The following is a 12,536-nucleotide window of genomic DNA, read 5'->3' on the forward strand; positions in this document are numbered from 1 at the left end:
TGACAGGCATGAAGAAAGAAAAAGTAATTATTGTTGGCGGAGGACCATGCGGCCTTTCAGCAGCTATTGAGCTTCAACATACAGGTATTGATGCCCTTGTAATTGAAAAAGGAAATATCGTGAATGCAATTTATAACTATCCGACCCACCAAACGTTTTTTAGTTCGAGTGAAAAACTGGAAATCGGGGATGTCCCTTTTATTACGGAAAATCGTAAGCCTGTGCGCAACCAAGCTCTTGCTTACTACCGAGAAGTGGTGAAGCGCAAGCAAGTTCGAATTCAGCCGTTTGAACGTGTCTTGCAAGTAGACAAACAAGCGGAAAACCAATTTATTGTCACAACATCTAAAGAGACGTATGAAGCGGAGAATGTCATTATAGCTACGGGCTATTACGATCATCCTAATTATATGAATGTTCCTGGTGAAGATTTATCAAAGGTATTTCATTATTTCAAAGAAGCGCATCCGTACTTTGATAAAGATGTAGTCGTTATAGGCGGAAAAAACTCTAGCGTCGATGCAGCTCTGGAATTGGTGAAGTGTGATGCAAGGGTGACGGTTATTTATCGTGGCTCAGATTACTCCCCTAGCGTAAAACCTTGGATATTGCCTGAATTTGAGGCGCTGGTTCGAAATGGAACAATTGGGATGCATTTTAATGCTCATGTAACGAAAATAACGGATGAAACGGTAACGTATGAGCAGGAAGGGAAAGAATCTACGATTAGTAACGATTTCGTTTTTGCGATGACTGGCTATCATCCTGATCATTCGTTCTTAACAAAAATGGGTGTGGAATTAGATACTGAAACAGGCCGCCCTTCTTTTAACGAAGAGACGATGGAAACAAACGTGGAAGGAATTTATATCGCTGGTGTGATTGCTGCAGGAAACAATGCTAATGAGATTTTTATCGAAAATGGACGTTTTCATGGAAAATCTATTGCTTCTCATATTATCAACAAAAACAACGCATAGGCTTCTATGCGTTGTTTTACTAATGATTAAATAGCTGCTGCAGCTCATCATGATTCGTTGTTACTTGGAGAGCAACTAACAGTTTAATGCGTGCTTTAGGACCATTTAAGCCATTTGAAAAAATAACGCCCATCTCTTTCAACTGCTTGCCACCACCTTCATATCCATATACATCTTGAGCAATTCCATTAAAACAGCGAGAAACGAGCACGATGGGTATCTTTCGCTTCAAAAGCAATTGAATTCCTGGAATTGTGAGAGGAGGTAGATTTCCTTGACCGAGGGCTTCAATTACAAGTCCATCAACATTCATTGAAGCCACTGCTTGAAATAAATGGTCGTCCATTCCTGCATAAGCTTTTAATAAAGTGATTTGTTTATCTATCTGATTAACAGGATAAAATTCATGTTCTGTAGGCATGTGGTGAAAAGATACGCCGCGTTTTGTGATTAATCCTATTGGCCCGTACTGAGGACTTTGAAATGTCGCCACGTTGCTCGTGTGGGTCTTGGTCACATTTTCAGCGGTATGAATTTCATCGTTCATCACAACTAAGACACCTTTTCCTTTTGCCCCGTCACTAATAGCCACCCGAACCGCAGATATAAAATTATAAGGACCGTCTGAACCAATTTCATTGCTTGATCTCATGGCTCCAGTTAAGACAATTGGAATATCTGTATGCACTGTTAAATCTAAAAAATAAGCGGTTTCTTCCAGCGTGTCCGTACCGTGAGTTAACACGACTGCATCAATTTTGCCTTCATTAATTTTATCGCGTATTTTTTTTGAAAGTATAAGCATTTCCTTAGGAGTAATGTGAGGAGAAGGCAGATGAAATGCTTCTTCTACGATTACATTGGCCATACCTGAAACAGATGATGTTGAGCGGTGAAGCGGGTTTTGAATATCTGGTGTTACTGATCCAGTTGCCATGTCTTCTTTCATAGAGATTGTGCCGCCGGTGTGAAGAATATAAACAGTTTTCATAGAGAGCTCCTTTCAATTTTTCATATAAGTATGATACATTTTTTGGTATACTTGTTTAAGGTCTTTGTTAGGCTTTGTAAATCGACAGCAAGTTATGTGAGCATTTACATATAAAGATAAGGACATTATATATGGAGATTTTCATCCTAAAGATAACATGTTACTATTAAAAAAATAGAGGAGATGAGGCGCTATTTATGTTGGCGATTGTATCTGCAGGCATTGCGCCAGGATTGGCATTGTTAAGTTTTTTTTATTTGAAAGATGAATATGAAACTGAGCCTATTTCAATGGTATTAAAAACATTTATTTTTGGAGCAATGCTTGTTTTGCCAATTATGTTTATTCAATATGTATTTGGTGAAGAACACGTTTTTCAATCACCTTTTCTTGAAGCATTTTTTACGACAAGCTTTTTAGAAGAATTTTTCAAATGGTTCATTTTATATTTCACGATTTATCAGCATGTGGAATTTGATGAGCATTATGATGGAATTGTTTACGGAGCAGCTGTTTCATTAGGTTTTGCTACCGTTGAAAATATTTTATATTTATTTGCAAATGGTTTAGAATCAGCGCTAGGAAGAGCCTTTTTACCCGTATCTAGTCATGCTTTATTCGGCGTCATTATGGGGTATTATTTAGGGAAAGCAAAGTTTTCTGAAGGAAAGGAAAAAACGAAGTGGACGCTGTACTCCGTATTTGCGCCGCTCATTTTACATGGAACATATGATTATATTTTAAAAACAATGGATCATTGGGTATTTATTATTATTCCATTTATGATTTATTTATGGTGGCTGGCATTAAGAAAAGTAAAAAAGGCCAAACAGCCATCGATTGTCTAGGCTCAGCTTGTAAATCTTTTTTGAGAGATTTACGAGCTGAGTTTTTTTCATTTCGGTAAATTTTACGCATCTTGTATAAAAAAACAACCTTTACAAAAAATACTCCTATCATCTTATCAGTTACATACGATGTAGGAGGTTTTGTCATGTTATCATTTCGATGTTTTAAAAAGTATGCATGTCTCATATGCATATGTTCATTTATTGCAGCGTCCGTGGTGAGTCCAAAGGCCGCTCACGCGTTTTCAAATCAAGTCATTCAACACGGAGCAGTTGGAGACGACGTTATTGAGCTGCAGTCGAGACTTCAGTATTTAGGTTATTATAACGGGAAAATTGACGGTGTATTTGGATGGAGCACATACTGGGCACTGCGCAATTTTCAATATGAATTTGGCATTAAAAAGATTGACGGTTTAGCAGGCTGGCAAACCAAGATTAAGTTAGCCAACGCAACAAAATATCACGAAAACTATGTGAAAAATCAAATTAGAAAAGGAAATAAGTTTACGCACTATGGCGGTCAGCCTCTTGATCAGCAGTCTAAAGGAAGAAGCAGCAGTGGAAAAAGCAGCGGGAACAATGGCCAGCAAAAAGCACAAAGCGGATCTTCTCAAGCAAAAAAACCTGCCAGTCAGCCGCAGCGTAATACGCCTAAAGGAAATTCTGAACAACAGAAAGAAAAAGCACAAAAGCCAACAGCGGTGAATGTACCGAGCGGTTTTTCACAAAATGATATTCAGCTCATGGCAAATGCCGTGCATGGTGAAGCACGGGGTGAACCATATAATGGTCAAGTAGCCGTAGCGGCCGTTATTTTGAACCGAGTCAACAGTCCGTCATTTCCAAATACAGTCGCTGGAGTTATTTTTGAACCGCGTGCATTTACTGCCGTAGCAGATGGGCAAATTTGGCTTGAACCCAATCCAACATCTAAAAAAGCGGTTATGGATGCGATTAACGGATGGGATCCTACTGGGAATGCTATTTATTACTTTAATCCGGATACAGCAACAAGCGCATGGATTTGGTCACGTCCTCAAATTAAGCAAATTGGGAAACACATTTTCTGTCGATAAAGAGAGGTGAAGGAAACATGATTCGAACAATTTTAATTGTATTATTAGCTATTGGTGTTGTAGGTGTAGGATATTGGGGGTACAGCGAACATCAAGAAAAAGATGCTGTGCTGCTTCAAGCGGAGAATACGTATCAACGAGCATTTCATGATTTGTCATATCAGCTAGATTTATTAAATGATAAAATCGGTGGCACGCTCGCTATGAGCTCGAGAGATCAGCTTTCGCCCGCGCTTGCAGAAGTATGGCGTTTAACTTCTGAAGCTCATAACAATGTAGGACAGCTACCTTTATCGCTTTTACCGTTCAATAAAACAGAAGAGTTTCTTTCAGATGTTGGGGACTTTACGTACAAAGTGGCGGTAAGGGATTTAAGCAAATCCCCCTTAACAGATAAAGAGTATAAAACGTTAAATTCGCTTTATGATCAGTCAGGAGAAATTCAAAATGAAATGCGCCAAGTACAGCATCTAGTCATTGATAATAACTTGCGCTGGATGGATGTTGAGTTAGCCTTAGCGACAAAAGAAAAGCAAGGGGACAATACGATTATCGACGGATTAAAAACCGTTGAAAAAAGTATGGATTCTTTTGCCGAAACAGATTTAGGCGTTATGAATGCAACGAATGAACAGGAAAAAAACGCTTTTCATCAATTAAAAGGTAGAGAAGTTAGTGAAGATGTTGCCAAACAAGTGGCGCGTTCGTTTTTGAATTTAAAAGGAAATGAACAAATTCATATTGTAAAGAGCGGAAAAGATGCCGATTATGAGGTGTACAGCTTAACCATTACAGATCCAAAGACTAAACAAGAGACGTATATGGATATTACCCAAAAAGGTGGATACCCGCTTTGGGTGCTCGAAGATCGAGATATTAAAAAACAAAATATTAGTTTAAACGATGCTATGAACAAAGCGACTAAGTTTTTAAAAGATCATCGTTTTGAAAGCCTAGTGATGGCTGAAAGCGCTCAATACGATAACATGGGAGTCTTTACATTCGTAGAGCAAACGGAAAGTGGAGTTCGGATTTATCCGGATTCAGTTAAAATGAAAATGTCTTTAGAAGATGGATCTGTGATTGGCTTCTCAGCTAAAGACTTCTTATTAAAACATCGTACAAGAGATATTCCAAAACCTAAAATTTCGAAAGAACAGGCAAAAACCAAGCTAAACTCGAATGTAAAAGTGATGGAAGACCGCTTGGCAATTATTACAAATGATTTAAACGAAGAAGTGCTATGCTATGAGTTTTTAGGGACAATTAAAAATGATACGTATCGTATTTTTATCAATGCCGATACGGGTTTTGAAGAGAAAGTCGAAAAACTGCAAAACTCAGAACCTTTATATAATGAAGTATAAAGCTGAGAAACCGGTGTCTATAGACACCGGTTTTTTTGTATTGTATAAGTTTTTTTGAGTCTAAATGACTAATTTTTATTTACAAAATAAATATATTTGACTATGTTTAAATAAAGGGAAAAAGTGTACATAGTGGAACTGAAGGAGAGAGAAGATGATAAAAGCGGGAATGAGGTTGACGTTAGAGAGCGGGCACAGAGAGTCTACCTTACAACAAACGTATCGATGTAAGGTAGTTGAGTTTACGGAAGACGTGATTTATATTAGCTATCCGCTAAATGAAGAAACGCAGCGAAGTGCTTTTTTACTAAAAGGTACAAAATTGCTGGCTACGTTTATTGGATATAATCAAAATGTATATACCTTTCCAACTGAAGTAACAGGACGCGAAATAAAAGGCATGCCTGTTGTAAAACTCTTTTACCCGGGCGATAAAAAGTTAAAATCCATCCAAAGAAGAAATTTTTTCCGTGTGCCGCTTACAGTGAAAGCGGTGATAGAAAGTGAACAAGAACAGCAGGCCGTAATGGAAATCATGACTAAAAACATCAGTGCAGGTGGAGTAGCCGGCTCCTTCCATCATTCGCTGCTTTTTAATGAGAAAGATTCCGTTGTTGTACGATTAGGTCTTCCTAATCGTGAGGGAACTTTGCAGCATCTTGAATTAAAAGGGGAAGTTGTACGAATTACCGCCCCGACTTCCTGTAAAGTAGGTCAGCTATCTATTAAATTTATGGACATGGAAAAACAAACGAAAGAAATGATGATTCGTTATACCTTAAAGCGTCAGCTCGACCTAAGGAGAAAAGGTCTTCTTTAGCGTATAAAAAAAACTTCTCTTTCCTAAACTGTAAGCAAAGGTATTACTTCTTACAAAAGGAGAAAAAGATGAATCGAATAGAACGAATTTTAATTAAATTAGTGGTTATTCAATTTGTGTTTTTAATAATTGCCCAATGTATTTTACTATCTAGCAGTCACAGTACATATTTCTCAAAGGTCATTCAGTATGAGGGAGTTAGCAAAAATAATTTTAATAAAATTATTGAAACATTCGACCAGTAGTCGGACGTATGGTAGAATAACTAGGAAAGAAACATGCAGTGAACACCAGGCAGGAGAAGACCCCCTGCTCTTTTTTTCGTTTATAAACGTTTCATATAAAATGGCTCATTGTATAAAAGATGAAAGTGGTTTGTTCCTGTTTTGAAATTAAGGGAGGCACTTATGGAAAAACAAATTTCAATCGCGATTGACGGTCCTGCAGCTGCTGGGAAAAGTACAGTGGCAAAGATTATAGCAGAAACCTTATCATATATTTATGTTGATACAGGAGCGATGTATCGTGCTCTAACGTATCAAGCGCAGAAAAACCAGGTGGATTTGCAAAATGAAGAAGAGCTATTGCATTTGCTTAATGAAACAGTAATCGATTTAAAACCGTCTGAATCTGGGCAGGTAGTCATCTTAAATGGACAGAATGTTACAAGTGAAATTCGTTCCGCAGAAGTAACTAACTCTGTATCCATCGTCGCGAAACATCGTGCAGTTCGCGAAGAGATGGTAGCGAGACAGCAGGGCCTTGCTAAAGATGGAGGCGTTGTAATGGATGGACGTGATATCGGTACACACGTGCTTCCTCAGGCAGAAGTTAAAATCTTTTTATTAGCGTCTGTGGATGAAAGAGCACAGCGACGCCATGATGAAAACATAAAAAAAGGTTTTGAATCAAATTTAGAGCGTTTAAAAGAAGAAATTGCCCGCAGAGACAAGCTGGATTCTGAGCGCGAAGTAGCACCTCTTAAACAAGCTGAAGATGCAATTGAAATCGATACAACTTCCTTATCGATTGAAGGAGTTGTAGAAAAAATACTTTCTATTACAAAAGAAAGGATTGGATGATTTTGAGCTTTTATATGTTTGCACGTGCCATTGTAAAAGGCATTTTAACACCAGTTTATCGTTATGAGGTAATCGGTGCAGAAAATATCCCTTCAGAAGGCGGAGTTTTGCTTTGTTCAAATCATATTGACAACTTAGATCCGCCTACTGTAGGTGTGACATGTCCAAGGCCTATTTCGTTTATGGCAAAAGCAGAGCTGTTTAAAGCACCTTTTCTAAAGACGGTTCTGCCAAAGTTAGAAACATTCCCTGTAAAGCGCGGGATGGCAGATCGTGAAGCTTTGCGCCAAGGGTTAAAGATTTTAAAAGAAGGAAAAGTGCTTGGATTATTTCCCGAAGGAACAAGAAGTAAAGATGGGAAATTAGGAAAAGGGATGGCTGGAGTAGGCTTTTTTGCTTTGCGTTCAAAAGCAGCTGTTGTGCCTTGCGCTGTTATTGGTCCATATAAGCGTTTTGCAAGGTTAAAAGTAGTGTACGGACCGCCAATTCAGATGGATGAACTTCGTGAACGAAAGGCATCAGCCGAGGAAGTAACCGAAGTTATTATGAAAAGCATTGGTGAATTAATTGAAAAATATCAATAGTTTGTAACCTTATGACTTGACAAAAGATTCTATTTATTAGAAGTTAGTAACAAAGAGAGTTTTTTCTATACAGAGCTATATACAATAATGATGAGCTAAAAGAGTGAAGAACTCTTACAAGGGAATACATATTGTAGATGGATATTGGAGGAGGAAAAGACGATGACAGAAGATATGAATCAAGTAGAGGTAACGTCATTAGAAGTAGGGGAAACAGTAAAAGGTACTATTACAAAAGTAGAAGAAAAGCAAGTGTATGTAGATGTGCCTAACAGCAAACTAGACGGTATTATTCCGATTAGTGAATTAGCGAGCTTACATATTGAAAAAGCAGGCGATGTAATCCAAGAAGGTGCCGAAGTCGAAGCGAAAGTAATTAAAGTGGAAGACGATGTGCTTGTGTTATCTAAACGGGCTGTAGATGCTGAAAAAGCATGGGACGGTTTAGAAGCAAAACTTTCTTCAGGTGAAGTGTTTGAAGCGGTAGTCAAAGAAATTGTCAAAGGCGGATTAGTAGTAGATATTGGTGTAAGAGGGTTCATTCCAGCTTCTCTTGTTGAAACTCATTTCGTTGATGATTTCGCAGAATATCAAGATCAAACTCTTACAGTCAAAGTAGTGGAATTAGATAAAGAAAAAAATCGCGTGATCCTTTCGCATCGTGCAGTTGTAGAAGAAGAGCTTGTACAACAAAAAGAAAATGTTCTTGAGTCATTAAAAGAAGGTCAGGTTTTAGAAGGAACCGTTCAGCGCTTAACAGACTTTGGTGCGTTTGTAGATGTAGGCGGAGTAGATGGGCTAGTGCATATCTCTCAGCTTTCACATACGCGTGTAGAAAAGCCTTCAGACGTAGTAGCTGAGGGAGATACTGTGAAAGTCAAAGTATTATCTGTTGACAAATCAACGGGTCGTGTTTCATTATCTATTAAAGATACGTTAGAAGGTCCATGGTCCAACATTTCTACGAAGCTTCGCCAAGGTGATGTAGTAGATGGAACTGTTAAAAGACTTGTATCTTTTGGAGCTTTTGTGGAAGTTCTACCTGGAGTAGAAGGACTTGTACACATTTCTCAAATTTCACATAAGCATATCGGGACACCGCATGAAGTACTTTCTGAAGGTGAAAAAGTGACGGTAAAAGTACTTGATGTGAATGAACAAGAACGACGCGTTTCGTTAAGCATTCGTGATCTTGAGGAAGAAGAACAAGAAGATTATGGTGACTATGAATTACAAGAAGAGTCAAAAGGTTTCCAATTAGGTGATATGATTGGGGATCAATTAAAAAAATTAAGATAAGTAATGGTGATGATTTGTGAGCAGAGCAAAACGTAAAATTGATCACATTCATCATGCGATTCAAACGGGACAGCACCGGCTGCACGGGCTAGATGATATTCGCTTCGTTCATAATAGCTTACCAAATACAGGCGTGCACGATGTTCATATTGATACAAAAATTGGCGAACTTTTGTTAAGTTCGCCAATTTTTATAAATGCTATGACGGGTGGAGGCGGACAAGAAACGGAACGGATTAACCGTTCGTTTGCGCAAATTGCTCATCATGGTCAATTAGCAATGGCCGTTGGATCGCAGATGGCTGCGATTAAAGATGAAGAGGAAGAACAATCATACAGAGTAGTGCGTCAAGAAAACCCTAACGGAATTATTTTTGCCAACTTAGGCAGTGAAGCTACAGTGGAACAAGCTAAAAAAGCGGTTGATATGCTTGAAGCAAATGGACTTCAAATTCATTTAAATGTTATACAAGAACTGGTCATGCCAGAGGGAGACCGTGATTTTACCGATGCATTACGTCGTATTGAACGCATTGTCCGGGAAGTAACCGTTCCTGTAATTGTCAAAGAAGTAGGTTTTGGGATGAGCGCTCAAGCAGTGCAAAAACTTAAAGATGTTGGTGTTAAAATCGTTGATATTGGTGGGTACGGCGGTACCAATTTTTCGAAAATCGAAAATGAAAGACGAGCAAAACATTTTCACTTCTTTAATGATTGGGGAATTTCCACAGCAGCTTCTTTAGCGGAAGTATCTCAGCACGTAGAAGGTATGTCCATTATTGGTTCAGGAGGTATTCAAACCTCTATGGATATTGCTAAGTCTATTGCGTTAGGAGCTTCTGCAACGGGAATGGCAGGATATTTTTTATCCATTTTAATGAAGTCTGGTTTAGAAGCAGTTGTAGAAGAGATAGCCGAGCTGCATGAGGAGTTAACGTTTATCATGGCTGCGTTAGGAGCAACTTCTATTGCTAAGCTTCAGCAAATGCCTCTAGTTATTACAGGGGATACCCATAGCTGGCTGACTCAGCGAAATGTATCTATAGAAACATTTAATAACAGATCATAAAAAAGCATGCAGTTAACTGCATGCTTTTTTATTTCTTTAGAAGATGAATGCTCGCGTTTTTATTTAAAAAAACAAAAAATGTTGGCAGAAGAAGTGACAAAAAGCATGAAATCCCAAACGTTAGCCACTTATAATAAGTTAAATAAACAGAAAAATCAGAAAAAAGAGGTGGCGTAATGAAAAAAGGACATCCTATATTTACAATTTTTCTTTTCTTTTTAGGGTGGGTTTTCATGTATGCAGATCGTAATATTTTATCTCCAGTTATGGGAGATATCGGTGCGCAGTGGGACCTTAATAAAGCTGAACTTGGGCTAATGTCTACCGTATTTTTTGCAGCGTATGCAGCTATGCAAATTCCAACGGGTTTTTTGGCAGATCGATTTGGTCGCGTTAAAATCTTAGTGGCTGGATACATCTTGTTTGGAGTTGCCACATTTTTTACAGGACTTACAACTACTTTCGGTATGTTCTTACTCATGCGGGCGCTGACAGGACTTGGAGAAGGAACGTATTATGGTTCACAATACGGAATTTCTTCAAGCATCACGTCCGAACGATACCGAGGTCTAGTGTCTGCGCTCATCAATAGTGGAATGGCTTTTGGTATATCGCTTGGTTTTATCGGTTCTACATACATTACATATACGTTAGAAAAAAACTGGCAGTTTACTTTTTACTTATTTGCTATTCCGACTATAGTAATAGCTATTTTAATAGCTTTCTTTGTAAAAGATAAGCAAAGAGATCAAGAAAAAAATTCGCCAAATAAAGAAACCAAGCAGTCGCTAAAAGTATTATTTACAAAAAATCATATTTTCGTATACATTTTAATCTTCTGCTCTCTTTACGGATTTTTTGGGATGCTGACGTGGCTTCCTTATTATTTGCAGCACTCGCGCGGCTTAGAAGGGTCTCAAACAGGCATCATAGCATCTTTAGTACCGTGGGCGTCTATTCCAGGAGCAATCTTCTTTGGATATATATCTGATCGAATTGCAAATAAAAAAGCATTAATTGTGAGTTTGTCAGTAGCGGGCGCTTTATGTCAATTTTTTATTCCCTATACAGAGAGTTATTCTTGGCTATTAATCGGCTTAATTGTGTACGGTCTGATAGGGAAATTAGCATTAGATCCGATTTTGATTTCGTATATGGCGGATATTACTCCATCGTCCATGTACTCTAAAGTGTACGGTTTTTTCAACTTCAGCGGCATGCTGTCATCGATCTTTGCACCTTACATTACGGGATATTTTGCAGATAAACTTGGAAGTATGGAATTTGGATTTTATTTGTCAGGAGCACTATTGTTAGTGGGAGGAGTTCTCTTTTTGTTTACAGGAAAGAAAGAACGTTCCTATCCTGTTTCACATCCAGTTTTAAAATAAAAAATGCGCTGACTTAGTCAGCGCATTTTTTTATTTATGATCATTTAACTCGCGCGCTTCTTCAGGACTTTGCAAGCTGGTCGCTCCCGGATAGTGAAGTCCTTGATCACGGTCAGATTCAACTCGTTTTGATTCCTTTAATTTTTTCTCTTGACGATCTTTTCCCATTTTATATTCCCTCCTTTTTTCTGATAGGTTGTCCAAAATAAGGAGTTCTATTCTAAAACTCCGATTAAGTTTTCCAAAATTGATACATACTGATGACAGGTAGAGGAGGTGCCATATTCAGTGGACGGAATTTTCTTTTATTGGCTTTCGTGGATGGGATGGATTGTTGCGACTTTTCTTATGCCCAAAACACCTAGGCGTTGGAAGGTAGCAGCCATTATATTAATCAGTATACTCTTAAGCGGAATGAACATGCATATGGCTCAGTTTTCATGTAGCTACACCGCTTTGTTTTTAGTGGGGGTAGCGTGTATTTATGCTTCAGGCTACAGCAGGTTTCAGCAGTTATATTATGTTATTGTATGCGGCATTATAATAATTGCCTATGCTGGTTTTTGTTTACTTGAGCTCTATGATCCTGTGTGGATTTTTATTGATCGTAAGTGGATTTTGACTGGACTTATCTTATATATTTGCTTTATGGTGATTAAAGATGCTGAAAAAAGATTCGCAGCGATCATTTTAGGTGTAGTTGGAGGAGATTTTTTATACGCAGTTGTCATTCGAGATATTGCATCTTATGAAGTAGGGTCTCTTCGGACACTCGACGTTTTAGCAACAGCAGTAGGAGCTATTTTTATTTGGGAGATGCTGGTTTATTTCTCTGCTTATTTAGATTTGTACGTGCTGAAGTCTCACAGGCAAAAGCAAAGTACTTACAAATAGAAGAAGAGATTTCGTAAAATTATATTGTTGTTACCGGTGATTTTTGATAAAATTGTTTGATTGAAAGAGTAATGCTTATTCAGCGGATAGGCAGTTAATCAGCTTGGTGTAAAATAGAGCTGATAAAAAGCC

At 38.2% G+C, this 12,536-nt stretch carries 14 protein-coding genes; 12 read left to right on the forward strand and 2 right to left on the reverse strand.

Features of this window, described 5'->3' with window-relative positions:
• The first annotated feature begins 8 nt into the window (after window positions 1-8).
• Window positions 9-980, forward strand: a complete 972-nt coding sequence (locus MMB69_RS02760) for a YpdA family putative bacillithiol disulfide reductase (protein WP_221784516.1) — start codon at window positions 9-11, stop codon at window positions 978-980.
• A 19-nt stretch (window positions 981-999) separates the two neighbouring features.
• On the opposite strand, the gene MMB69_RS02765 is transcribed toward MMB69_RS02760, so the two are convergent.
• Window positions 1,000-1,971 carry an asparaginase gene (locus MMB69_RS02765; protein ID WP_028410726.1) on the reverse strand — a complete coding sequence of 324 codons (972 nt, stop codon included), beginning with the start codon at window positions 1,969-1,971 and terminating at the stop codon, window positions 1,000-1,002.
• Between the two features lie 197 nt (window positions 1,972-2,168).
• On the opposite strand from MMB69_RS02765, the gene prsW reads away from it, so the two are divergent.
• The 10 genes from prsW (at window position 2,169) to MMB69_RS02815 (ending at window position 11,510) form a co-directional block, all read left to right on the forward strand.
• Entirely contained in the window at window positions 2,169-2,819 is a 651-nt protein-coding gene (gene prsW, locus MMB69_RS02770) for a glutamic-type intramembrane protease PrsW (RefSeq protein ID WP_116073497.1), read from the forward strand.
• 146 nt (window positions 2,820-2,965) lie between these two features.
• Window positions 2,966-3,898 carry a spore cortex-lytic enzyme gene (gene sleB, locus MMB69_RS02775; RefSeq protein WP_277447120.1) on the forward strand — a complete coding sequence of 311 codons (933 nt, stop codon included), beginning with the start codon at window positions 2,966-2,968 and terminating at the stop codon, window positions 3,896-3,898.
• Between the two features lie 17 nt (window positions 3,899-3,915).
• Window positions 3,916-5,265: a germination protein YpeB gene (gene ypeB, locus MMB69_RS02780; RefSeq protein ID WP_014458333.1), complete on the forward strand. Its 1,350-nt coding sequence runs from the start codon at window positions 3,916-3,918 to the stop codon at window positions 5,263-5,265.
• Between the two features lie 154 nt (window positions 5,266-5,419).
• Window positions 5,420-6,085: a flagellar brake protein gene (locus MMB69_RS02785; protein WP_277447121.1), complete on the forward strand. Its 666-nt coding sequence runs from the start codon at window positions 5,420-5,422 to the stop codon at window positions 6,083-6,085.
• A gap of 68 nt (window positions 6,086-6,153) precedes the next feature.
• The gene (locus MMB69_RS02790; protein WP_013059030.1) at window positions 6,154-6,330 is read left to right on the forward strand and encodes a YpfB family protein; all 177 of its coding nucleotides are present in this window, start codon (window positions 6,154-6,156) and stop codon (window positions 6,328-6,330) included.
• 162 nt (window positions 6,331-6,492) lie between these two features.
• Complete coding sequence (gene cmk / locus MMB69_RS02795; protein ID WP_277447122.1) at window positions 6,493-7,167, forward strand: (d)CMP kinase; 675 nt, start codon at window positions 6,493-6,495, stop codon at window positions 7,165-7,167.
• Window positions 7,164-7,751 carry a lysophospholipid acyltransferase family protein gene (locus MMB69_RS02800; RefSeq protein WP_034276893.1) on the forward strand — a complete coding sequence of 196 codons (588 nt, stop codon included), beginning with the start codon at window positions 7,164-7,166 and terminating at the stop codon, window positions 7,749-7,751. The genes cmk and MMB69_RS02800 overlap by 4 nt, the downstream gene beginning before the upstream one ends.
• Before the next feature lie 162 nt (window positions 7,752-7,913).
• Complete coding sequence (gene rpsA, locus MMB69_RS02805) at window positions 7,914-9,050, forward strand: 30S ribosomal protein S1 (protein ID WP_028410732.1); 1,137 nt, start codon at window positions 7,914-7,916, stop codon at window positions 9,048-9,050.
• 16 nt (window positions 9,051-9,066) lie between these two features.
• Window positions 9,067-10,119, forward strand: a complete 1,053-nt coding sequence (gene fni / locus MMB69_RS02810) for a type 2 isopentenyl-diphosphate Delta-isomerase (RefSeq protein ID WP_277447124.1) — start codon at window positions 9,067-9,069, stop codon at window positions 10,117-10,119.
• Window positions 10,120-10,295: 176 nt separating this feature from the next.
• Window positions 10,296-11,510 carry an MFS transporter gene (locus MMB69_RS02815; RefSeq protein ID WP_221812643.1) on the forward strand — a complete coding sequence of 405 codons (1,215 nt, stop codon included), beginning with the start codon at window positions 10,296-10,298 and terminating at the stop codon, window positions 11,508-11,510.
• 30 nt (window positions 11,511-11,540) lie between these two features.
• On the opposite strand, the gene MMB69_RS02820 is transcribed toward MMB69_RS02815, so the two are convergent.
• Complete coding sequence (locus MMB69_RS02820; RefSeq protein WP_016765475.1) at window positions 11,541-11,678, reverse strand: YpzI family protein; 138 nt, start codon at window positions 11,676-11,678, stop codon at window positions 11,541-11,543.
• A gap of 120 nt (window positions 11,679-11,798) precedes the next feature.
• Here MMB69_RS02820 and MMB69_RS02825 point away from each other — a divergent pair, with 120 nt between their 5' ends.
• Window positions 11,799-12,404, forward strand: a complete 606-nt coding sequence (locus MMB69_RS02825; RefSeq protein WP_277447126.1) for a YphA family membrane protein — start codon at window positions 11,799-11,801, stop codon at window positions 12,402-12,404.
• Window positions 12,405-12,536 lie beyond the last annotated feature (132 nt).

It is taken from the genome of Priestia sp. P5, assembly GCF_029522155.1.
GTDB lineage: Bacteria > Bacillota > Bacilli > Bacillales > Bacillaceae_H > Priestia > Priestia megaterium_E.

What these genes read in the sequence shown, in the direction of transcription:
- MMB69_RS02760 (WP_221784516.1), top strand. Translation starts at nt 9, where the DNA reads ATGAAGAAAGAAAAAGTAATTATTGTTGGCGGAGGACCATGCGGCCTT.
- MMB69_RS02765 (WP_028410726.1), bottom strand. Translation starts at nt 1,971, where the DNA reads ATGAAAACTGTTTATATTCTTCACACCGGCGGCACAATCTCTATGAAA.
- prsW (WP_116073497.1), top strand. Translation starts at nt 2,169, where the DNA reads ATGTTGGCGATTGTATCTGCAGGCATTGCGCCAGGATTGGCATTGTTA.
- sleB (WP_277447120.1), top strand. Translation starts at nt 2,966, where the DNA reads ATGTTATCATTTCGATGTTTTAAAAAGTATGCATGTCTCATATGCATA.
- ypeB (WP_014458333.1), top strand. Translation starts at nt 3,916, where the DNA reads ATGATTCGAACAATTTTAATTGTATTATTAGCTATTGGTGTTGTAGGT.
- MMB69_RS02785 (WP_277447121.1), top strand. Translation starts at nt 5,420, where the DNA reads ATGATAAAAGCGGGAATGAGGTTGACGTTAGAGAGCGGGCACAGAGAG.
- MMB69_RS02790 (WP_013059030.1), top strand. Translation starts at nt 6,154, where the DNA reads ATGAATCGAATAGAACGAATTTTAATTAAATTAGTGGTTATTCAATTT.
- cmk (WP_277447122.1), top strand. Translation starts at nt 6,493, where the DNA reads ATGGAAAAACAAATTTCAATCGCGATTGACGGTCCTGCAGCTGCTGGG.
- MMB69_RS02800 (WP_034276893.1), top strand. Translation starts at nt 7,164, where the DNA reads ATGATTTTGAGCTTTTATATGTTTGCACGTGCCATTGTAAAAGGCATT.
- rpsA (WP_028410732.1), top strand. Translation starts at nt 7,914, where the DNA reads ATGACAGAAGATATGAATCAAGTAGAGGTAACGTCATTAGAAGTAGGG.
- MMB69_RS02815 (WP_221812643.1), top strand. Translation starts at nt 10,296, where the DNA reads ATGAAAAAAGGACATCCTATATTTACAATTTTTCTTTTCTTTTTAGGG.
- MMB69_RS02820 (WP_016765475.1), bottom strand. Translation starts at nt 11,678, where the DNA reads ATGGGAAAAGATCGTCAAGAGAAAAAATTAAAGGAATCAAAACGAGTT.